At 65.9% G+C, this 22499-nt stretch carries 14 protein-coding genes; 13 read left to right on the forward strand and 1 reads right to left on the reverse strand.

The genetic code is table 11. The features are described from left to right. The 11 genes from OCGS_RS05280 to OCGS_RS05330 form a co-directional block, all read left to right on the forward strand. Nucleotides 1–1027, forward strand: a 1027-nt coding sequence (locus OCGS_RS05280; RefSeq protein WP_040610594.1) for a GMC oxidoreductase, incomplete at its 5' end; no start/stop codon positions are given. 64 nt (nucleotides 1028–1091) lie between these two features. Then, nucleotides 1092–2804 carry a malto-oligosyltrehalose trehalohydrolase gene (gene treZ / locus OCGS_RS05285; RefSeq protein ID WP_007426201.1) on the forward strand — a complete coding sequence of 571 codons (1713 nt, stop codon included), beginning with the start codon at nucleotides 1092–1094 and terminating at the stop codon, nucleotides 2802–2804. Further along, a complete protein-coding gene (gene treY / locus OCGS_RS05290) occupies nucleotides 2801–5008 on the forward strand; it encodes a malto-oligosyltrehalose synthase (RefSeq protein WP_007426202.1) in 2208 nt (735 codons plus the stop codon). The genes treZ and treY overlap by 4 nt, the downstream gene beginning before the upstream one ends. A gap of 257 nt (nucleotides 5009–5265) precedes the next feature. Then, on the forward strand, nucleotides 5266–7266 hold the full coding sequence (gene glgX / locus OCGS_RS05295; RefSeq protein ID WP_083848208.1) for a glycogen debranching protein GlgX: 2001 nt from the start codon (nucleotides 5266–5268) through the stop codon (nucleotides 7264–7266). Nucleotides 7267–7350: 84 nt separating this feature from the next. Further along, nucleotides 7351–8364 (forward strand): TAXI family TRAP transporter solute-binding subunit, encoded by a 1014-nt coding sequence (locus OCGS_RS05300; RefSeq protein WP_007426204.1) that lies wholly within the window; start codon nucleotides 7351–7353, stop codon nucleotides 8362–8364. Between the two features lie 61 nt (nucleotides 8365–8425). Further along, entirely contained in the window at nucleotides 8426–10507 is a 2082-nt protein-coding gene (locus OCGS_RS05305) for a TRAP transporter permease (RefSeq protein WP_007426205.1), read from the forward strand. A 1-nt stretch (nucleotide 10508) separates the two neighbouring features. Continuing rightward, nucleotides 10509–10967, forward strand: a complete 459-nt coding sequence (tspO, locus tag OCGS_RS05310) for a tryptophan-rich sensory protein TspO (protein ID WP_007426206.1) — start codon at nucleotides 10509–10511, stop codon at nucleotides 10965–10967. Between the two features lie 77 nt (nucleotides 10968–11044). Then, complete coding sequence (locus tag OCGS_RS05315) at nucleotides 11045–13774, forward strand: bifunctional glycosyltransferase/CDP-glycerol:glycerophosphate glycerophosphotransferase (protein ID WP_007426207.1); 2730 nt, start codon at nucleotides 11045–11047, stop codon at nucleotides 13772–13774. Between the two features lie 150 nt (nucleotides 13775–13924). Then, nucleotides 13925–15403, forward strand: coding sequence for a stealth conserved region 3 domain-containing protein (locus tag OCGS_RS14500; RefSeq protein ID WP_007426208.1), 1479 nt, complete (start codon nucleotides 13925–13927; stop codon nucleotides 15401–15403). Between the two features lie 63 nt (nucleotides 15404–15466). Continuing rightward, on the forward strand, nucleotides 15467–16627 hold the full coding sequence (locus OCGS_RS05325; RefSeq protein ID WP_007426209.1) for a glycosyltransferase family 2 protein: 1161 nt from the start codon (nucleotides 15467–15469) through the stop codon (nucleotides 16625–16627). A 15-nt stretch (nucleotides 16628–16642) separates the two neighbouring features. Continuing rightward, a complete protein-coding gene (locus OCGS_RS05330; RefSeq protein ID WP_338009670.1) occupies nucleotides 16643–17110 on the forward strand; it encodes a YbaN family protein in 468 nt (155 codons plus the stop codon). Here the strand turns inward: OCGS_RS05330 and OCGS_RS14505 are convergent. Further along, nucleotides 17028–18200, reverse strand: a complete 1173-nt coding sequence (locus OCGS_RS14505; protein WP_007426210.1) for a hypothetical protein — start codon at nucleotides 18198–18200, stop codon at nucleotides 17028–17030. The two genes, OCGS_RS05330 and OCGS_RS14505, sit on opposite strands and share 83 nt — an antisense overlap. Nucleotides 18201–18360: 160 nt before the next feature. Between OCGS_RS14505 and OCGS_RS05340 the strand changes: the two genes are divergently transcribed. Then, nucleotides 18361–20562 (forward strand): NosR/NirI family protein, encoded by a 2202-nt coding sequence (locus OCGS_RS05340; protein WP_007426211.1) that lies wholly within the window; start codon nucleotides 18361–18363, stop codon nucleotides 20560–20562. Beyond that, the gene (gene nosZ / locus OCGS_RS05345) at nucleotides 20555–22495 is read left to right on the forward strand and encodes a TAT-dependent nitrous-oxide reductase (RefSeq protein ID WP_007426212.1); all 1941 of its coding nucleotides are present in this window, start codon (nucleotides 20555–20557) and stop codon (nucleotides 22493–22495) included. Before OCGS_RS05340 ends, nosZ begins: the two co-directional genes overlap by 8 nt. The last annotated feature ends 4 nt before the right edge of the window (nucleotides 22496–22499 follow it).

Consider the following 22499-nt stretch of genomic DNA (forward strand, 5'->3'; position numbering starts at 1 on the left):
GCGTCGGCATAATTGCCAGCTTGTCCAAGGGTTTGCGCGACGCGTCGTGCTGAAGGACGGACGCGTCACCGGCGTCGATCTGGGCGACCGGATCGTCCATGCGCGGCGCGAGGTGATCCTGGCGGCGGGGCCGATCAATTCGCCCAAGCTGCTGATGCTGTCGGGAATCGGGCCGGGCGGGCATCTGCGGTACATGGGGCTGGACGTGATCGCGGACCGGGGCGGGGTCGGGGCGAACCTTCAGGACCATCTGGAGATCTATCTTCAGATGATGTGCCGTGAGCCTGTAACCCTTTACAAATATTGGCCTTTGCTGGCCAAGGCCTATGTCGGGATGCGCTGGCTGGTGAACCGGACAGGACCGGGGGCGTCGAACCAGTTCGAAAGCGCCGGTTTCATCCGCAGCCGCGCGGGCGTCGAATACCCCGACATCCAGTATCATTTCCTGCCGCTGGCAGTGCGCTATGACGGTAAGGTCGCGGCGAAAGCCCATGGTTTTCAAGCCCATGTCGGACCGATGCGGTCGCCGTCGCGGGGGTCGGTCACGCTGCGGTCGCCCGATGCGGCAGCGGCCCCGGTCATCCGCTTCAACTATATGAGCCACGAAAAGGACTGGGAGGATTTTCGCCTTTGCATCGCGCTGACGCGCGAGCTTTTCGCGCAGGAGGCGTTCGCGCGCTATGCCGGGGACGAGATTCAGCCGGGCCGAAACGTACAATCTGTACAATCCATCGACGATTTTGTACGTTCCAACGCCGAAAGCGCCTATCACCCCTGCGGCACGGCGCGGATGGGGGCGGCGGACGATCCGCTGGCGGTGGTCGATCCCGAATGCCGGGTCATCGGGGTGCGCGGCCTGCGGGTCGCCGACAGTTCGATCTTTCCGCGCATCACCAACGGGAACCTGAACGGCCCGACGATCATGGTGGGCGAGAAGGCGGCGGATCACATCCTGGGCCGCGATCCCCTGCCGCCGTCGAACCTGACGCCCAACCTGCACCCCGACTGGCGGACGGCGCAGAGGTGATCGCGGAACCGCAGCGTCGGGACGGTGTTGCCGCAGGGCCGAACGGGAACGGCTGGGGATAGAGATGACGGACGACAGACAGGCATTCTGGGGCGCGCGGCCCGCCGGGGACGGACGCTGGCACGCCGCGCTTTGGGCGCCCGAGGCGCAGCGGGTCGCGCTGCGGGTGAACGGGGCGGATACCGACCTGCACCGCGACGCGGACGGGGCCTGGCGCGGCACGGCCGCGGCGTCGGAGGGCGACGCCTATCTTTTCGTCGTGGACGGCAAGGCGCTGCCCGATCCCGCATCGCGCCGCCAGCAGGGCGACTTGCACGGCCCGTCGATCCTGACCACGCTGCGCAAGCCCGATCCGTGGCCGGCGCGGCCATGGTCCGTAGCGGCGGTCTATGAGCTTCACGTCGGCACCTTCACCGACGAGGGCACGTTCGCCGCGGCGGCGCGCAGGCTGCCCGATCTGGCGGCGTTGGGCATCACGGCGGTCGAGGTCATGCCGATCGCGCAATTCGCCGGATCGCGGGGATGGGGCTATGACGGGGTGCTGCCCTATGCGCCGCATCCGGCCTATGGCACGCCCGACGATTTCGCGGCGTTCGTCGGGGCCGCGCACGAGGCAGGGATGATGGTCATCCTCGACGTCGTCTATAACCATTTCGGCCCCGAAGGCGCCTATCTGGGGCAGATCGCGCCGCCCTTCTTCACCGATGACCGGCATACGCCCTGGGGGTCGGCCATCGACTTCACCAAGGTGCCGGTGCGCGAGTACTTCATCGGCAACGCGCTGATGTGGGCGGCCGAGTTCGGGGTGGACGGGTTCCGCCTGGACGCGGTGCACGAGCTGAACGACCCGTCCCAGCCGGACATCCTGACCGAGCTGTCGCAGCGCCTGCGCGCCGCCCTGCCGGACCGTCCCGTGCACCTGATCGCCGAGGACGACCGCAACCTGCCGCGCTGGCGCGACGCGGGCGCGATCACCGCCAACTGGAACGACGATTACCACCATTCGGTGCATTGCCTGCTGACCGGCGAGGACGAAAGCTATTACGCCAGTTTCGCCGTCGATCCGATGGACGACCTGCTGCGCGCGCTGACGATGGGCCATGTGGAGCAGGGCCAGCATCGTCCCCCCAAGGAGGAGGCGCGCGGCGCGCGATCGTCGCACCTGCCACCCACCGCCTTCGTCAATGCCAACCAGACGCACGATCAGGTCGGCAACCGCGCGCAGGGCGACCGGCTGCTGACGCTGGCCGATCCCGGTCAGGTGCGGATCGCGCATGCGCTGCTGCTGACCTCGCCCGCCGTTCCGATGCTGTTCATGGGCGAGGAAGCGGGCGTGCGCCGGCCCTTCCTGTTCTTCGCGGATTTCGACGGCGATCTGGGCCGCGCCGTGACCGAAGGACGGCGGCGCGAATTCGAGGGCTTCGGCGCTTTCGGCGAGGACGTGCCCGATCCGCTGGCGTTGGAGACGTTCACCGCGTCGCGCCCCTTCACCGATCTGCCGGACGATGCCGACGATTGGCGCGACCTGACGCGGCGGCTGCTGGCGCTGCGGGCCGCGTCGATCGCGCCGCTGCTGGCGACGCGCCGCCGTTCGGCCCGCGCCTGGCGGCTGGGCGCGCGGTCGCTGTGCGCCGAATGGCGTTTCGATGGCGGGCGGATCGTGACCTATGCCAATCTGGGCGCCGCGCCGGATCGGGCGTGGACGCTGCCCGGTGCCGACCTTTCCATAGCCCAGCCCACGGACGCCTGCGCGTTCGCCATCAGGATCACCCGATGACCCCCAGACTGACCGCGACCTATCGCATGCAATTGCGGGGCGGCGTCGATTTCGCCCGCGCCGAGGCGTTCCTGCCCTGGATCGCCGATTGCGGCATCAGCCATCTTTACCTGTCGCCGATCTTCACCGCGACGGAAGGATCGACGCACGGTTACGACATCACCGACCCGAACGAGGTCGATCCGGCGCTGGGCGGGATGCCGGGGTTCGACCGGCTGGCCAGGGCGGCGCGCGACCACGGCCTCGGCATCATCGTGGACGTGGTGCCGAACCATACGTCCTTCACGATGGAAAACCCGTGGCTGCGCGATGTGCTGCGGCACGGTCCCGACAGCCGCTATGCGCGGTATTTCGACATCGACTGGGATGCCGGGCCGCTGGTGCTGCCGGTGCTGCCGCGCACCTTCGAGGAGATGCTGGAAGCCGGCGAGATGACCGTGGAAGGGGACGAGTTCGTCGTGGGCGAGCAGCGTTTTCCGCTGCGCGCGCGGCCTGACCCCGTGCCCGGCGACGCCGACGGCCTGCGTGCGCTGCACGAGGACCAGTTCTGGCGGCTGGCGCATTGGCGGCTGGAACGGGACGGCGTGACGCATCGGCGGTTCTTTACCGTGACCGGCCTGATCGGCATGCGCGTCGAGGACCAGGCCGTGTTCGAGGGGATGCACCGGCTGCTGTTCGAGCTGATCGACCAGGGGCTGGTGCAGGGCGTGCGGCTGGACCATGTGGACGGGCTGGCCGACCCGACGGCCTATCTGCGCCGCCTGCGCGCGCGCCTGCCCGACACGCCGATCTGGGTCGAGAAGATCCTGACCGGGGACGAACCGCTGCCCGACTGGCCGGTCGAGGGGACGACCGGATACGAGGCGGGGCGCCAGATCGCGATGGTGCTGACCGATGCGGTCGGCCTTTATCGCGTCGTGGCCGAATGGAAGGCCGCCACCGGATACGAGGGCACGTTCGACGAGGCGCTGGAACAGGCCAAGGGCGAGGTGATCCGCCAGGAGCTTGCGGCCGAGCTGCACCAGCTGATCGGGCTGGCCGAGGCCGCCGCCACCGCGCGCGGCGCCGATCGCGGGGCCGAAACGCTGCGCGAGGCGGTGCTGGCGCTGCTGTCGGCCTTTCCGCGCTATCGCACCTATTTCGCGCCGGGTGTCCGCCCCGAAGGCGACGTGGCGCTGATGCGGCAGGTGGCGGACCGGGCGGCCGAGCCGCTGCGGTTCCGCGATACGGTCGATCTGCTGACCGACATGATCGTGGACGGCGAGACCGGGCAGGACCGCGCCTTCGCCGTGCGCTTCCAGCAGGTGACGGGCGCGCTGCTGGCCAAGGCGCACGAGGATACGGCGGGCTTTCGCTGGAACGGCTATCTGGCCGCGAACGAGGTGGGCGCCGATCCGGGCCATGCGGTGGCGACGCCCGAGGACGTCACGCGCTGGGCGCGGGATCGCGCGCCGCATGCGCTGACGCTGACATCGTCGCACGACACCAAGCGGTCCGAGGATGCGCGGATGCGGATGGTGGCGATCAGCCACGCGCCCGACGCATTCGGGGAGTTGTGGACCGCGGCGGAACAGGCCGACGACGTGTCGGCCAACCGGCGCTGGTATCTGCTGCAATGCGCGCTGTCGATCTGGGATGCGGACGATCCCGACCTGATCGAACGGCTGCGCGACCATACCGTCAAGGCCATGCGCGAGGCGAAGCTTTCGACGAACTGGATCGCGCCCGACGAGGCGGCCGAAGCGGCGGCGATGGACTGGGTGACGCGGCTGGTCGAGGGCTGGCGCGAGGACGAACCCGACGCGCTGCGCCGGCTGGTCGATCTGGGCGCGCGGCTGTCGCTGGCGCAGGTGGCGCTTAAGATGACCATGCCGGGCGTGCCTGACATCTATCAGGGCTGCATCGGCGCGCATTTCGCGCTGACCGACCCCGACAACCGCCGCCCCGTGCCGATCGAGCGGCTGCCGGACCTGCCCGATGCCGCCGGGTTCGAGGGCGCCAAAGCGCGCCTGTCGCGTCGCCTGCTGCACCTGCGCAGGGCGCGGCCCGATTTCTTCGACGGCGCGGATTTCGCGCTGCGCGAAGGCGACGGCACGCTGCTGGAGATCGCGCGGCAGAAGGACGGACAGCGCCTGTATGTCGTCATCGACCTGGGCGCGGACGACCTGGAAGGCACCGTCGATATCCGCAGCGCGCCGGAATAGGGGCGGAACCGAATGCCGGCCTCCGCGTTCGATGCGGGGTCTGGCCGCATGCCCGCCGCGCATCGGTGCTGGATGCGCCCCGTGCCATGCGCTAGGCTGACCGCTACCCCGAAAGTGCCGGCGCGCCGCGCCGGTTCAGACACAATCGCAGTCGCCCGTCATGGACGGTGCGGCGTTCGCGCGAAGGAGTCCGCCCCGTGAAGGATACCAATCATTCGTCCATTCCGTTCGACGCCGATCAGGCCCGGTCGGACACGATGGGGGCCGTGCCCTGGGACGAGGGGACGAACTTCGCGCTGTTCTCGGAAAACGCTACGGCGGTCGAACTGTGTCTGTTTGACGAATCCGGCCAGCACGAGACGCATCGCCAGGAACTGCCCGAGATGGAAGGCGGCATCTGGTACGGATTCGCGCCGGGCGTGAAGGAAGGCCAGGTCTATGGCTACCGCGTCCATGGCCCCTATGCGCCCGAGGACGGGCATCGCTTCAACCCGGCCAAGCTGCTGCTGGATCCCTATGCGCGCGCGCTGACCGGCAAGCTGGAATGGGACGACGCGCTGTTCGGCTATACCGTGGGCGACGACGATTCGGTCGCCGATCCGCGCGATTCGGCGCCCTTCATGTCGAAGGGCGTCGTCGTCGGCAGCGATTACAGCTGGGAAGAGGACAAGGCCTTGCGCCGGTCCTGGAAGGAAACGGTCATCTACGAGGCGCATGTCAAGGGATTGACGCGCAACCATCCCGACGTGCCTGAACGCGAGCGCGGCACCTTTGCCGGTCTGGCGTCGGATGCGATGATTTCGCACCTGCACCGCATTGGCGCGACGGCGGTGGAGCTGCTGCCGGTGCATGCGTTCCTGGACGACCGGCATCTGGTCGAGAAGGGTTTGTCGAATTACTGGGGCTACAACACGCTGTCGTTCTTCGCCCCGCATCGCCCCTATATCACCGGCTGGGACATCCGCGAGGTCAAGCAGGCCATCGACCGCCTGCATGCCAACGGGATCGAGGTGATCCTGGACGTGGTCTACAACCACACCTGCGAAGGGTCCGAACTGGGGCCGACGCTGTCGTTCCGGGGGCTGGACAATGCCAGCTATTACCTGCTGGCCGAGGACAAGCGGCACACGTTCGACACCACCGGCTGCGGCAACACGCTGAACGTGGCGCATCCGATGGTGCTGCGGATGGTGCTGGATTCCCTGCGTTACTGGGTCGAGGTGATGCATGTGGACGGCTTCCGCTTCGATCTGGCCTCGACGCTGGGCCGCGAGGCGCAGGGGTTCGAGCGCGAGGGGTCGTTCTTTGCCGCCGTGCGGCAGGATCCGGTGCTGAGCAGCGTCAAGCTGATCGCCGAGCCGTGGGACATCGGCGACGGCGGCTATCAGGTGGGCGGCTTCCCGTTCCCGTTCCGCGAATGGAACGACAAGGCGCGCGACGACATCCGCGCCTTCTGGCGGCGCGATCCCGGCCTTCTGGGTCCGATGGGCGAGCGGCTGACCGGATCGCCGGTGCAGTTCAACCATTCGCTGCGTCCGGCCACGTCGTCGATCAATTTCGTCGCCGCGCATGATGGTTTCACCCTGTGGGATACGGTCAGCTATAACGAGAAGCACAACGAGGCGAACGGCGAGGACAACCGCGACGGCCACGGCCACAACCTGAGCGACAATATGGGCGTCGAGGGCGAAACCGACGATCCCGATATCCTGGCCGCGCGGATGCGGCGGGCCAAGGCGATGCTGACGACGCTGCTGGTGTCGCAGGGCGTGCCGATGATCCTGGCGGGCGACGAGATCGGCCAGAGCCAGGGCGGCAACAACAACGCCTATTGCCAGGACAACGACATCGCCTGGCTGCACTGGGACAAGGCGCGCCCCGGCCTGATCGACACGGTGGCGGCGGTGACGGCGCTGCGCCGCGAGGTGCCGGGGCTGATCGATTCGCGCTTCAACGCGCTGGTGGACGGCAAGCCGCGGCTGACCTGGCACCATCCCGACGGGCGCGAGATGACCGAAGGCGACTGGACCGACGGCGAACAGCGCTGCACCGGGCTGCGGATCGCGCTGCCGCAGGGCGGGGCGGTGCTGGTCATCGTCAATGCGGGCGACGACCGGGACTTCGCGCTGCCGCAGGGCGACTGGACGCTGCGCATCGACACCGCGCGGGACGAGCCCGCCTGCGACGAAGGGGTTTCGGACAAGGTGGCGCTGGGCTGGCAGTCGGTGGCGATCCTGCTGGACCGGCCGTCCGGCTGATTGCGGGAACGCAGGGTCATTGCAAGATCGTCGCCATGCGTGTTTGCTGGGTTCATCCGATCACGGAAGAACCGAGGAGACACCATGAACAGACGCACATTCAGCCTGGTCGCCGGCGCACTGGCGGGGCTGGGACTGACGGCCACGATCGCCGTCGCCCAGCAGCCGCAATTCTTCCGCATCGGCACCGGCGGCACGTCGGGCACCTACTACCCGATCGGCGGCCTGATCGCCAACGCGATCAGCAACCCGCCCGGATCGCGGTCCTGCGAGGAAGGCGGATCGTGCGGCTATCCCGGCCTGATCGCCACCGCGCTGTCGGCGAACGGGTCGGTCGCCAACGTCAACGCCATCGCGGGCGGGACGCTGGAATCGGGCTTCAGCCAGTCGGATGTCGCCACATGGGCGCAGACCGGCACCGGCATCTGGGAAGATCAGGAACCGGTCGAGAAACTGCGCGCCATCGCCAACCTTTACCCCGAGACGATCCATCTGGTCGCCAGCGCCGACAGCGGCATCGACAGCGTCGATGACCTGCGCGGCAAGAGGGTCAGCCTGGACGAGCCGGGATCGGGCACGCTGGTCGATGCGCGCATCATCCTGGACGCCTATGGCCTGTCCGAAAGCGACGTGGACGCGCAGTTCCTCAAGCCCGACCAGGCGGCGGAACGGATGCGCGACGGGGCGATGGACGCGTTCTTCTTCGTCGGCGGATTCCCGGCGGGCGCCATCGCCGAACTGGCCAGCCAGGAAGACATCGTTCTGGTCCCGATCAGCGGCGACGAGGCGTCGGGCATTACCGACGAATACACCTTCTTCGCGCAGAACACCGTGCCCGGCGGCACCTACGAGGGGGTCGAGGACGACGTTCAGACGCTGTCGGTCGGCGCGCAATGGATCACCAGCGCGGACCAGCCCGACGATCTGATCTATGGCATCACCAAGGCGCTGTGGAACGACAACACCCGGCAATTGCTGGATGCGGGCCACCAGAAGGGCAAGGAAATCACCGCCGAGACGGCGCTGAACGGTGTGGGCATCCCGCTGCATCCGGGCGCCGAACGCTTCTACCGCGAAGCCGGCCTTCTGAACGAGTGACACGAGACCGGGCCGGCCCGTGCCGCGGGCTGGTCCCTTTACGGGGCCGAGGAACCAGCCGATGAGCACAGAGACAGAACGCGCCGAGGCCCTGACCGAAGAGCAGATGAAGGAGCTGGAGGAGCGCTACGATCCCGAAGTCCGCTTCCGACCGCTTCTGCCGGCGCTGGGCTGGCTGACGGCGACCGCGCTGTTCGTCCTGTCCTGCTATCATTTCTATACGGCCGGCTATGGCATCCCGCAGGCCACCACGCATCGCGGCACGCATCTGGCCTTCACGCTGGGGCTGGTGTTCCTGTCCTTCGTCGCATTCGGCCAGCGCAAGGAGCCGCACAACACCGTCCTGACGCCGCTGGGCCTGCCGCTTTACGACTGGATCCTCGCCATCCTCGGCATCGTCTCGGCGCTTTATGTGCCGTGGGTCTTCAACGATCTGGCGTTCCGGGTGGGCAATCCGCTGCCCATCGACGTGACGATGGGCACCATCCTGATCGTCGTGCTGCTGGAGGCGACGCGCCGCGCGATGGGCTGGCCGCTGCCGGTGATCGCGCTGCTGTTCATCGCCTATGCCTATTTCGGCCAGTCGATGCCGGGCGTGCTGATCCATCCCGGCGCAAGTTGGACGAACATCGTCAATCACCTCTATCTGACCAGCCAGGGCATCTATGGCACGGCGCTGGGCGTCATATCGACCTATGTGTTCCACTTCGTGCTGTTCGGTGTGCTGGCGACGCGGATCGGGCTGGGGCAATTGTTCATCGACCTGGCCAGCGCGCTGGCCGGGCGATTCGCGGGCGGGCCGGCGAAGGTGTCGGTGATCTCGTCGGCGATGCTCGGCTCGATCTCGGGGTCGTCCATCGCCAACACGGTGACGACCGGATCGCTGACCATTCCCGCGATGATCCGCATCGGCTATCCGCGCCACTTCGCCGCCGCGGTCGAGGCGGCCAGTTCCACCGGCGGGCAGATCACGCCGCCGGTGATGGGCGCGGTGGCGTTCCTGATGATCGAATATCTGGGCGTGCCGCTGACCACGATCCTGACGGCGGCGCTGGTGCCCGCCTTCATGCATTTCTTCGGCGTTCTGGTGCAGGTGCATCTGGAAGCACGCCGCCGCGGCCTGCGCGGCATGACCAAGGACGAATTGCCGGTCGCCTGGGCGGTGTTCAAGGCGGGATGGCTGACGACGCTGCCGCTGTTCGTGCTGGTGTCGGTGCTGCTGTCGGGCAAGACGCCCTATCTGGCGGCGTTCTACGGCATCCTGTCGTGCCTGCTGGTGCTGGTGATCCAGAACATCGTCCGCCACGACCTGCGCACCGCGATCACGGAATCGGTGCGCGAAACATGGGACGGCTTCGTCGTCGGTGCGAAATATTCGCTGTCGGTCACGGTCGCCGCTGCGCTGGTGGGCGTCATCATCGGGGTCGTCACGCTGACCGGCGTGGGGTTCAAGATCGCCTATATGGTGACGGGTCTGGCCGGCGGCTGGGCGCAGGATGTCAGCGTCTGGTTGTCGGTCCTGCCGTTCGAGCTGATCAGCGTCACCAGCCTGACGCTGCTTTTCACGCTGATCATGACGGCGGTGGTCTGCGTGCTGATGGGCTGCGGCATCCCCACCACGGCGAACTACCTCATCATGATCGCCGTCGCCGCGCCCATCCTCGGCCTTCTGGGGGTCGAGCCGCTGGTCGCGCATTTCTTCGTCTTCTATTACGGGGTGCTGGCCGACATCACGCCGCCCGTGGCACTGGCGGCCTATGCGGCGGCGGGGATTGCGGACGCCAACGCCTTCAAGGCGGGCAATACCGCGTTCCGGCTGGGCATGGGCAAGGTGCTGGTGCCGTTCGTCTTCGTTTTCTCGCCCTCTTTGCTGCTGGTCGTGCCCGGCTTTACCTGGACCGAGTTCTTCCTGGCCACGCTGGGCGCGATGGCGGGCATCACCGTGCTGTCGGCGGCCATCGCCAACTGGCTGTTCGCGCCCCTGCGCGTCTATGAACGGGTGCTGCTGGCGCTGGCGTCGCTGCTGCTGGTGGCGCCCGATCTCTATGCCACCATCGTCGGCGCGGTGCTGATCCTGCCGGCGCTGATCCGGCAATTGCCGCTGCTGGGCCGCAGCGTCCGCGCCCGAGAGGAGATGACTTGACGTGCTGTTCGTCGTCTTCCTGATCGCCTGCGGCGCATCCGCCACGACCGGCGTAATGTTCAAGCCGGGCGACTGGTACAGATCGCTGGACAAGCCGTCATGGACGCCGCCGAACTGGGCGTTTCCCGTGGTCTGGACGGTGCTTTACGTCTGCATCGCGGCGGCGGCGGCGCGGATCGCCCCCTTGCCCGGCAGCGGGCTGGCGATGGCGCTGTTCGTGGCGCAGCTTTGCTATAACACCCTCTGGACGCCGATCTTCTTCGGATTGCACCGGATGAAGGTCGGTCTGGCGGTGATCGGCCTGCTGTGGCTGCTGGTGGCGGCGACGCTGTTGGCGTTCCTGCGGCTCGACATCGTCGCGGGGCTGCTGTTCGTGCCCTACCTGGTCTGGGTCACGATCGCCGGCGCCCTGAACTTCGAGGTGTGGCGCCTGAACCGCGATCGCATGGCCACGGACTGACGCGACGGGATGGGCTTGCCCTTCATGGTCAATCAACTATGACGTGCGCATCCCTTTCTGTCAGGCCGGAGTCTGTCGTGCTTGAGCGATTTTTCAACAGGCGTAACAAACAGCGTCCCGCAGCGCCCAAGCCGCCGGTTCCGCAGCACAAGGCCGACGCACCCCTTCCGCGCGCCAAGGCCCGGCGGGTATCCTTCGTCGTGCCCGCCTATAACGTCGCGCCCTATATCGACCGCTTCCTCGCCAGCCTGTTCGGCCAGTCCTCGGCGTTAAGGAATTTCGAGGTGATCGTCGTCGACGACGGATCCACCGACCGCACGGGCGAGATCGTTCGCGAATGGCGCGACCGTTATCCCGATCACCTGCGCTATGTGCATCAGCCCAATGCCGGCGCCGCGGCCGCGCGCAATACCGGGCTGAAACTGGCGCGGGGCACCTGGGTCGCCTTTCCGGACCCGGACGACTTCCTGGACGTCGACCACGTCCGCAAGATGCTGAAGGAAACCGAGGCCGCGCACGCGAAGCCGCTGCTGGCGGTCGTGTCGAACATGGTCTTTTACCACGAAACGACCGACACGTTCAGCGACAGCCATCCCTTGCGCTATCGCTTCCAGAAGGGGCTGGTGCGCAAGCCGACGGACGATCTGGGCGATTTCATGCAGCTTTCGGTGAACCTCTGCTGGTTTCGCCGCGACGTCATCGCCCGGCACGGCGTGCAATTCGACACCCGCATCGCGCCCGCCTTCGAAGATGCGCATTTCGTCAACAGGCTGTTTCTGCTGGCGCCGGGCCATACCGTCAGCTTCGTTCCTGCCGCGAAATACTATTACCGCAAGCGCGAGGCGGGAACATCCCTTCTGGACGGCACCAAAACGCATATCGGCTGGTTCTCCACGCAGATCGAGCTGGGAAGCCTGGACCTTCTGCAATTCGCCGAACGAATTTTCGGAAGCGTTCCACGTTACATTCAGCGCACCTGCCTTTACGATCTTTTCTGGCGGTTCCGTTATCTGGTCGATCACGACGAACGCGCCACGTTCCTGACCGACGATCAGCGCGCGCAATTCCTGCGGCTTGTCCGTGCGGTCATGGACCGTATCGACGTTTCGGTGATCGAGACATTCGATCTGGCCGGCTGCACCGAGGAACACAAGGTTGCGCTTCTGGCGCTGTACAAGGGCCGGCGGCGGGGCAGTCCGGCCGTCTATGTCACTCAATTCGACCGTCAGACCGGCGCCTTCCAGTTTCAAAGCATGGGCGGTGGGGATGACGATTTCATTCCCCGGATCGTCCTGAACGGACGGGACGTGTCGCCGCAATTGCAAAGCCGGCGGTCCACCCGGTTTTTCGGCCAACCCTATTCGCGGCAGAACCTGTTCTGGGTCGCGATGGAGGATGGCGACGACATCCGGTTCGAGGTGGACGGCACGCCCTGCCGCATCCGGCGCGGCGGAACGGCGCTGGGAAACCGGGCGGACTGGCTGACGCTGCGCAACGCGCTGGTGCCTGCGCGGCCTGCGGTGACGGGCCAGTTCCGGCGCCTGCGCGATCATGTGATGGCGACGCGCGACAGGTTCCGCGATTGCATGGTTCTGATGGACCGCGACGACCGCGCAGACGACAATGCCGAACACCTTTACCGACACATGATGAGGACGGGACGCGCGACGAATGCGTGGTTCATCCTCGACCCGAAGTCGAGCGATTGGGATCGTCTGGCGGCCGAAGGCTTCAGGCTGCTGCCCTACGGTTCCGACGACCACATCGCCGCGCAGATGAACGCGCGGTTCCTGATATCTTCGCATGCGGACGAGTATGTCCTCTGGCCGGTTCCGAAGGCGCAGTTTGGCGATCTTGCGAGGGCGGAGTTTGTATTTCTTCAGCATGGGGTGGCGATCGGAGATATGTCTGCTTGGTTAAATTCGAAACCGATCAGACTGTTTGTGACGACAATGCCGGTTGAGAGCGAATCGCTTGGTTCGTCGTCCAGTCCTTATGTCTTCAGCGAGCGCGAAGTGCTTCTCAGCGGTCTTCCGCGTCACGACGCTTTGAAAAGTAAGGCTGATGCCTGTAATACGGACATGATACTTTTCGCGCCGACGTGGCGTAAGTATTTGACGGCGTTGAATGAAGCGGACGGAGAGAGGCGCTCAAAAGTCCCGACATTTGCCGAAAGCAAGTTTTTCGACAGTTGGGGCAATCTTCTGCGTTCGGATGCCTTGAAAAGCCTTGCGGACAGACATGGCTTGACCGTATGTTTCGCGCCCCATCCCAACATGGCAATGTATATCGATGATATGGCGTTGCCGAGCCATCTCCATATCGTCGATTTCCGTAAGGGCGTTCCCTATCAGAACCTGTTTGCGCGCGCGCGTGTCGCCGTGTCCGATTATTCGTCGGCTGTTTTCGACGTAGCGTATCTGCAAAAGCCGCTGATCTATTTTCAGTTTGATGAGGCGGAGATCTTCAGCGGAGGTCATATCTCTCGTCGCGGCTACTTCTCGTTCGAGCGTGACGGGTTCGGGCCGGTGGCTCGGGATGTGGACGGGGTGTTGGCGCATCTGGAACGCGCTCTTTCGGGGCAGGAGAACCCGGTCTACGCCAGGCGGCGGCAGGCGGCGTTCCCCTTCCGCGACGGGGGCTGCTGCGAACGGGTCTGCGCCGCGCTGGAACGATTGACCGATCGCCGCCCCGGCCTGTCGCTGCTTCACGCGACGCAAGGCACTGTCCGCGATGACGTGCCCGATTCCGCGTCGGCGCAGGCGCCCGTCGTGCCGCTGCGCGAGGTGGCGCGCCTGCGGGGTTAGGCGCGGCACCCCGGCCATGAAATGCCGGGCTTGCGTCGATCTGCCGAAAACACCTGTCCTGCGTCTTTTCCAGACGCCATTGATCCCGTATGCGGATCGCTTGATGCGGCGGATGGCGAATCGTCGATGAGAACGGCAGGAACGATTTCGATGAGCATGACGGACGACAGCCTCGACCCTCCGCTGTCCTTTCCCGCGCGCGTCGTGCGTCTGGCGCGCAGCCCGCGGAACTTTGCGAAATACCGCATGCGCCGCTGGCTGGATGTCGATGTCCCCGAGCCGGACCGCGAAATTCACCGCATCGCCGTGCCGTTGCAGGCCAGCGGCGATCCGCTGGCGATCCTCGACAGCGTCGATCTGGGCTTCGTGCGCCGGTTCGATCCCGACGCGGCGGCGGCCGACGTGATGGGTGCCAGCGTCGAACCGGCGCTGTTCGCGATGCGGGATGCCTGCCGCGCCAACCGGCAGCGATTGTTCCTGATCGACGGCAAGCGCACCCTGCCTGCCGACGAGACGAGGATCCGCGAAATGGCGCAGGCACACCAGTTCGCCGTTGCGGTGCGGGGGTCCGGTGGCGCCATCAACAGCATTCGCAACGTCAATGTCTGGCGGGACGAGGGCGCCTATCTGCGCTGCTTCGCCCCGCGTCAGGTGCTGCCCGTCATGCCCGGCGACAGCACGGTCGACGTTCCCGTCGCGACCGAATTGTCGCGCGATTTTCCGGTCGATGCCGTCTATACCTGGGTGAACGCCGCCGATCCCGACTGGCAAGACCTGATCGCGCCCTACCGCGAGGCGACCCGGCCCGATCCCGACCGTTTCGCCCAGCTGGACGAACTGAAATACTCGCTCCGCTCGCTGGCCTCTTATGCGCCGTGGGTGCGAACCATCTACATCGTGTCCAACTGCGCGCCGCCCGCGTGGCTGAAGGCCCATCGCAAGATCAGATGGATCCGGCACGAGGAGATCATTCCCGCCGAATACCTGCCCACCTTCAATTCCCATGCGATCGAGACGTTCCTGCACCGGATCGACGGGCTGTCCGAACAGTTCATCTATCTCAACGACGATTTCATGCTGGCCGATCACGCGCACAAGGCCCACTTCTTCGACCATCGCGGGCGCGCGATCTCGCGGCTGGAACCCTACGGCGCGGTGCTGAAGATCCCGCCCCTGCTGGACAGCGGCGAGGCGCAGGAATGGCAGTCGGCGGCGATGAACGGCGCCCGCATGATCGAGGCGCGGTTCGGCACCTTTCCGATGCGCCTGCACCAGCATTGCCCCTTCGCGCTGTGCCGGTCGGATTATGCCGCGATGGAGGACGAGTTTTCCGACGCGATACGCACCACCCGCGCGGCCCGCTTCCGCAGCCATGACGACGTGTCGTTCACGTCGTTCCTTTATCACCACTACGTCGCCGAAAACGGGCGCGGCGTCCGGTCGAGTGCTGCCGTCAAGATCGTGCGCCCGACCAACCACGGCCATTTCAGGCGCGATTACTGGAAAAGCCCCATCGACTTCTTCTGTGTCAACGACGGATCGGGCAGCGCGCTCGACCCCGCCTATGCGGCGTTCAAGACGAAGTTTCTTCCCGAAGCCTTCCCGCTGATGGCGCCCTGGGAAAGTTGACCTGTTGCAGGCATCCTGAAAGCCGCTAGAACGCGCCGACACCGCGCAACGGATTCTCGCCCCATGAAACGACTGGCGATCTGCGCCATCTGCCGCAACGAAAAGCCGTATCTGCTGGAATGGCTGGCCTTTTACCGTCTGGCGGGTTTTGCCGACATCTATATCTACGACAACGTCAGCGACGACGGCACGTCCGAGATGTTGGCCGCGCTGGATGCCTTGGGTCATATCCGCCGCATCTTCTTTCCCCGGCGCGAAAAGATCCCGCCGCAGCGCGACGCCTATAACCATTTTCTGGAAAACCACGCCTACAGGCACGATTACGTCCTGGTGGTCGATCTGGACGAATTCCTATTCGTCCACGACACCGCCGGCATCCAGGGCCTGATCGCCCGTGCCGAGGCGAAGCATGGCGAGGTCGCCGCCATCGCCTTCCCGTGGCAGATGTTCGGATCCGACGGCGCGGAGCGGATGGAACCCGGTCTGGTGATCGAGCGGTTCCGCAAGACCGCGCCGCAGCCCGATACTACCGTCAAGACGCTGTTCAACCCGGCTCACACCTACAATTTCCGAACGCATATTTCGAATGCGCTGGACGGCGTCTATCTGACCTCGGCGCTTAAACCTTACAAGTTCGACCCGAAGATGCCGATCCGCATGTTGACGCCCGACGCGGGCGAGGCGGTGATTCACCATTACTATACGAAATCGCGCGAGGAATGGGGCCGCAAGATTCGCATGGCGCGGGTCAACCGTGCGCAGGATCAGAAGCGCCGCGAAAGCAAGTTCGAGGAAACGGCGCATTTCGATCTTGTCAACGATGCCGCCCTGCCGTTCATCGCGCCGGTGAAGGCCGGCATCGCGCAGCTTGGGGCCGATCTGCGCGCGTTCGAGGATCGGGTGACGCCGGACGTGATCCGCATCGTCGGGGTCGATCCGACACGCCTGTTCGGAACACTGACCTATCACGGCCCTGCTCCGCGCCTGCCGATGGTGCGCATTGTGGCCGACGACGCTGCCGAATATCTGGTGGCCGCCCAGCCGACGCAGCGTGCGGGCGTCCACGTCTTCACGCTGCGCCGCAAATGGAAACCGAAGATGCGCATGGTGACGCTGTCGGTGGTCGGGGCGGCGACGTCGGTGCGGGTGGATCTGGACAGCCAGCCGCCGCTTGTTCCCGAAGCGAACGACCGGCACAGTCTTAATTCGGTTCTCGGCGACTGAGGCTCAGGAAGCTCCGTGATCGATCCCCACCCGCGATCCCGCCCCGCTATCCGCCTTGCCTGGCGCATCGCGGGCATCGTCGCGCTGGCGCTGGGGGCGGTCGGCGTCGTTCTGCCGCTTCTGCCGACGACGCCCTTCGCGATTCTGGCGGCGTTCTGCTTTGCGCGGGGCGCGCCCGCGCTGCACGACCGCCTGCTGCGCAGCCGCACCTTCGGCCCGGCCATCGCCGACTGGCAGCACAGCGGCGCGATCGCCCGCCGCTACAAGGCGGTTGCCGTGACGATGATGGGGGCGGCGTTCCTGCTGGCGCTGGCCGCTTCCGTGCCGCCGATGGCGCTGGCGGTGCAGGCCGTGTGCCTGGCCGGGGCGGCGTTGTTCGTCCTGACGCGGCCGGGGCAGGTCAGAACCGGATCAGAAAGCCCCCCAGCCCCATCGTCGCATCCCGCAGATCGCGCGGCCCCTCGGTCCAGTAGTGACGGATAGCGGCGAAAACCTCGACCGCGCTGCCGTCGATCTGCTGTGCGGCCTGCAATCCCAGCGCATAGGACCGGTCGATGCCCTCGGCCGTGTCGAACCCCACATAAAGGTCCGTCGAAAGCGCCGTTTCTCCCAGTTCGAAAACATCGCCGCGCCAGCCCGCCTTGCCATAGACATAGCCGGCATCCGTCCGGTCGTCCTCGTCGCGGACGCCGCCGGCGACGGTGGCGTTCCAGCCGCCGACCGTCAGGACCGACACCGATCCGCCGATCACGTTTCGGTCGCGGGGCGTGTCGAAGGACAGATAGCCGAACGACGCCTGCACCTGCCGGATGGCCGGATTGCCGAACGGCGCCGTTCCCTCGGGCGAAAGATAGCTGAGCGCCACCTGGGTCGAGGACGGCACATCGTCGGACGGTGCCAGCGTCGTTTCCGTCGATTGCGAGACGGACAAGGTGAAGCCGCTCCCGAAGGTCGGCGTGTCGTAGCGCGCCCTGACGGCGCGGCCCCCGTCCAGCGACGGCATCGCTGTGCCGATGGTCAGCGGCGACAGATCGCCGGTCGCGGCATCGCGCAGGTAAAACCCGCCGCCATGGTCGCCGATGGCGGAATAGCCCGCATTGGCGGTGCCCGACAGGTCGCTTTCGAACACGCCGTCCCCTGCCAGCGACCCCTGCCCCAGCGACAGCGTGCCCAGCCGGTCATGCGTCAGCGTCAGTTCCAGCTTGCGGTGATCGACGCCGCCGGGGGATAGGAACCTCTCGCGCTGGTTCGCGATCCCGCTGCCGTTATAGGCATAGTTCGCCTCATAGACGAAGCCCAGCGTCAGCGCCGAGCTGGCGGCATAATCCGCATCCAGGTTCAGCAGGCTGGGGGATCCGCCATTGTCGCCATAGCGCGCATAGGTCGATACGCCGTCGTCGAAGACCAGCACGACATTCGACAGCCGCCCCGTCAGGGTCAGCGTCAGCGGCCCTTCGGACCATGCAAGATCGGCCAGACGATCCGCCGTGACATGGCTGTAGGGGCCGGTCGCATCCGCCAACAGCGGCGTTGCGGCCAGCGCCGCGCCAAGGATCAACGATAGCCGCATCATCGCCGTCGCCTTTCGCGTGTTTCGACCCGGATTACGACGCAGGGGCGCTGCGTCAAGGTCGATCTGCCGCGCCGCGCGCCATCGGCCCGTTCAGCCGCCGTTCTGCACCGTGTTTGCGTTCGCGCAAACTGCGCAAGCGGCGCGGGGGTATGACGCGGCCATGACCGGCCTGCGTCTTGTCCTTGTCCTTGCCCTCGCGCTGCTCGGCGCGCTGCCCGCCGCCGCGCAGTCGGTCCTGTCTAACCTGCTGCCCGACATCGAGGCCGGCGCTCTGGTCGAAGGGGCCGACGCCTTCGGCCCTGTCCGCGACGACATGCCGGTGGCCCCGGTCCTGGCGGGCGGCGAGACGGTCGGATGGGCGTTCGTCACATCGGATTTCGTGTCCACCACCGGCTATTCGGGCAAGCCCATTCACACGATGGTGGCCATCGACGGCGATGCGCAGGTCATCGGCGCTCAGCTTGTAAAGCATTCCGAACCGATCATCCTGATCGGCATTCCCGATGCGAGGATGCGGGCGGTGGTGGCGGGATACCGGGGCCTCGATCTGGTGGCCGAGGCGGTGTCGGGCGGCACGGCGCACGAACTCGACATCATCTCGGGCGCGACAGTGACGATCATGGTGATCGACGATTCCATCGTGCGTGCCGGGCTGAAGGTCGCGCGCGAACTGGGTCTGGGCGGACTTGCTCCCGAAGCCGCGCCGACCGGCCCTCGATTCACGCTCGACCCCAAAGCAAAGGCCGCGGACGACTGGATGGCGCTGGAAGGCGACGGCACGCTGCGCCGGCTGTCGCTGGATGTGGGGCAGGTCAACGCCGCCTTCGCCGCAATGGACGACCCGCGCGCCTCCGCCCGCGCGCTGACCGATCCACCCGAGACGACGTTCATCGAGATGCAGACGGCGCTGGTCTCGCACCCCGCGATCGCCCGCGCCCTGCTGGGCGAGGCCGAGGCGGAAAACCTGGCTGCCTGGCTGGACGAGGGCGATCACGCCATCGCGGTCTTCGGTCGCGGGCTTTATTCCTTCAAGGGGTCCGGCTATGTGCGCGGCGGCATCTTCGACCGCATCGTTCTGGTGCAGAACGATCTGTCGGTGCGCTTCCGCGACCGCATGCACCGCCGCATCAACACCGTCGCCGCCGACGGCGCGCCGGTCTTCAACGAGGCGGACATCTTCAGGATCCCCGCCGACAGCGGCTTCGATCCCGCGCAACCCTTCCGCATCCAGCTTCTGGTGCAGCGCGATGTCGGCGCGATCGAGCGGGTCTTCACCACCTTCGATCTGGGCTACGAGCTGCCGCAGCACTATCTGAGCCCCGTCGCCGCGCCAGCCGAACCGCCCGCCGCCGCGACCGCGCTGGCGACACAATCCGAAACCGACGCGCATCAGGCGCTGTGGCAGCGCATCTGGGAAGCGCGCACCGTCGATATCGCGATCCTCGGCGGGATGCTGGCGCTGCTGACGGCGGTGTTCTTCTTTCAGGGCGCGGCCACCCGCCACGAACGCGCGTTCTTCTGGTTTCGCATGGCGTTCCTGACCGTCACGCTGGTCTATCTGGGCTGGTACGCCAACGCGCAGCTTTCGGTCGTCAACCTGATCGCGCTGGCCAATTCGCTGGTCACGGGGTTCAGCTGGCAGGCGTTCTTGCTGGATCCGCTGGTGTTCATCCTGTGGTTCGCGGTGGCCGCCGCGCTGATCTTCTGGGGGCGGGGGGCCTATTGCGGCTGGCTTTGCCCCTTCGGCGCGTTGCAGGAACTGCTCAACCGGATCGGCCGGGCGCTGCACATCCCGCAATGGACGCTACCCTGGGGGCTGCACGAACGGCTGTGGCCGATCAAATACATGATCTTCCTCGGTTTGTTCGGCGTCTCGCTGGCCAGCGTCGAACAGGCCGAACGTCTGGCCGAGGTCGAACCCTTCAAGACCGCGATCATCCTCAACTTCGTGCGCGCCTGGCCCTTCGTCGCCTATGCCGCGGCGCTGCTGATCGCGGGGCTGTTCGTGGAACGGTTCTTCTGCCGGTATCTCTGCCCGCTGGGCGCGGCGCTGGCGATCCCGGCGCGGATGCGGATGTTCGACTGGCTGAAGCGCTACCGCGAATGCGGCAACCCCTGCCAGACCTGCGCCATCCAGTGCCCCGTCCAGTCGATCCACCCGACGGGCGAGATCAACCCCAACGAATGCATCGACTGCCTGCATTGCCAGGTGCTCTATCGCTCGGAAACGACCTGCCCCGTGGTCATCAAGAAGCTGCGTCGCCGCGAAAAGATCGGCACCGTGCCCGACCTTGGGCGCAGCGTCGCGGGGCATCCCAACACCACACGCAAACCGCAACTCGAAGGGACATCCCATGTCTGAAGGCAAGAAACTGCCGATCACCCGCCGCAACCTGCTGGGCGCCACCGCCGGGGGCGCGGCGCTGGCCGGCGCGTTCGGATCGCGCGCCATGCTGACCGGAGGAGCCGCCATCGGCGCTGCGACCGTCGCGGGCACCACCAGCGCGCGCGCCGCCGCCGGCGCCGAGGTGGGGCCAGGGCAACTGGACGAATATTACGGCTTCTGGTCGTCGGGCCAGTGCGGCGAGATGCGCATCCTCGGCATCCCGTCGATGCGCGAACTGATGCGGATCCCGGTCTTCAACATCGATTCCGCGACCGGCTGGGGCATCACCAACGAATCCAAGCGCATCCTGACCGAAGGGCTGACCGACAAGACCAAGGCCTATCTGGCAGCCAACGGTCTGGAATTTCCGCGCAACGGCGACCTTCACCACCCGCACATGTCCTTCACCGAAGGCACCTATGACGGCCGCTATCTGTTCATGAACGACAAGGCCAACACACGCGTCGCGCGGGTGCGCTGCGACGTGATGAAATGCGACAAGATCATCGAGATCCCGAACGCCAAGGGCATCCATGGCCTGCGTCCGCAGAAATGGCCGCGCACCAACTATGTGTTCTGCAACGGCGAGGACGAGGTGCCGATGGTCAATGACGGCCAGATCCTCGACGAACCCGACAAGTATGTGAACTTCTACACCGCCATCAACGCCGACGAGATGACGATCGCCTGGCAGGTGATGGTGACGGGCAACCTCGACAATACCGACTGCGACTATGACGGCAAATACGCCTTCTCGACCTCCTACAACTCGGAAATGGGCATGGACCTTGCCGGGATGACCGAGGCCGACATGGATCATGTCGTCGTCTTCAACATCGCCGAGATCGAGAAGGGGATCGAGGCCGGCGATTACCAGGAATTGAACGGCGTCAAGGTTCTGGACGGCCGCAAGGGGCAGAACAAGAACTATACCCGCTATGTCCCCATCCCCAACAACCCGCACGGCATCAACATGGCGCCCGACCGCATCCACCTGTGCGTGGCGGGTAAGCTGTCGCCGACCGTGTCGGTCATCGACGTTCGCAAGCTCGATGCGTTGTTCGAAAGCGATGTCGATCCGCGCAGCGTCGTGGTGGCCGAACCGGAACTGGGCCTCGGGCCGCTTCACACCTGTTACGACGGGCAGGGAAACGCGTTCACCACGCTGTTCCTCGACAGTCAGGTGGTGAAGTGGAACATCGAAAAGGCGATCCGCCTCTATAACGGCGAGGATGTCGATCCGATCATTACCAAGCAGGACGTGCATTACCAGCCCGGCCACAACTCGACCGTGATGGGCGAGACGCTGGAAGCCAGCGGCAAGTATTACCTGACGATGAACAAGTTCTCGAAGGACCGCTTCCTGAATGTCGGTCCGCTCAAGCCCGAGAACGAACAGCTTTTCGCCATCGACGGCGACAAGCTGACGCTGATCCACGACGGCCCGACCTTTGCCGAACCGCATGATTCCATCATCGTCGATCCCAGCAAGGTGAACCCGAAATCGGTCTGGGACCGCAACGATCCCATGTGGGCCGAAACCCGCAGGCAGGCCGAGGCGGACGGCGTCGATCTGGACGACTGGCAGGATACGGTGATCCGCGACGGCAACAAGGTGCGTGTCTACATGAGCAGCGAGGCGCCGCAATTCTCTCTCGACTCGTTCACCGTGCAGCAGGGCGACGAGGTGACGGTCATCGTCACCAACATGGACGATATCGACGACCTGACTCACGGTTTCACCATGAACAACCATGGTGTCGCCATGGAAATCTCGCCGCAGCAGACGGCGTCGGTCACGTTCATCGCCGCCCAGCCCGGCGTCTACTGGTATTATTGCCAGTGGTTCTGCCATGCCCTGCACATGGAAATGCGCGGGCGCATGTTCGTCGAACCGAAATCGGCCTGACGCC

The organism is Oceaniovalibus guishaninsula JLT2003, assembly GCF_000299575.1.
Lineage (GTDB): Bacteria > Pseudomonadota > Alphaproteobacteria > Rhodobacterales > Rhodobacteraceae > Palleronia > Palleronia guishaninsula.

Bases quoted from the DNA above. Each gene is read 5' to 3' on its own strand.
- treZ (WP_007426201.1), top strand. From the start codon at position 1,092: ATGACGGACGACAGACAGGCATTCTGGGGCGCGCGGCCCGCCGGGGAC.
- treY (WP_007426202.1), top strand. From the start codon at position 2,801: ATGACCCCCAGACTGACCGCGACCTATCGCATGCAATTGCGGGGCGGC.
- glgX (WP_083848208.1), top strand. From the start codon at position 5,266: ATGGGGGCCGTGCCCTGGGACGAGGGGACGAACTTCGCGCTGTTCTCG.
- OCGS_RS05300 (WP_007426204.1), top strand. From the start codon at position 7,351: ATGAACAGACGCACATTCAGCCTGGTCGCCGGCGCACTGGCGGGGCTG.
- OCGS_RS05305 (WP_007426205.1), top strand. From the start codon at position 8,426: ATGAGCACAGAGACAGAACGCGCCGAGGCCCTGACCGAAGAGCAGATG.
- OCGS_RS14500 (WP_007426208.1), top strand. From the start codon at position 13,925: ATGAGCATGACGGACGACAGCCTCGACCCTCCGCTGTCCTTTCCCGCG.
- OCGS_RS05325 (WP_007426209.1), top strand. From the start codon at position 15,467: ATGAAACGACTGGCGATCTGCGCCATCTGCCGCAACGAAAAGCCGTAT.
- OCGS_RS14505 (WP_007426210.1), bottom strand. From the start codon at position 18,200: ATGATGCGGCTATCGTTGATCCTTGGCGCGGCGCTGGCCGCAACGCCG.
- OCGS_RS05340 (WP_007426211.1), top strand. From the start codon at position 18,361: ATGACCGGCCTGCGTCTTGTCCTTGTCCTTGCCCTCGCGCTGCTCGGC.
- nosZ (WP_007426212.1), top strand. From the start codon at position 20,555: ATGTCTGAAGGCAAGAAACTGCCGATCACCCGCCGCAACCTGCTGGGC.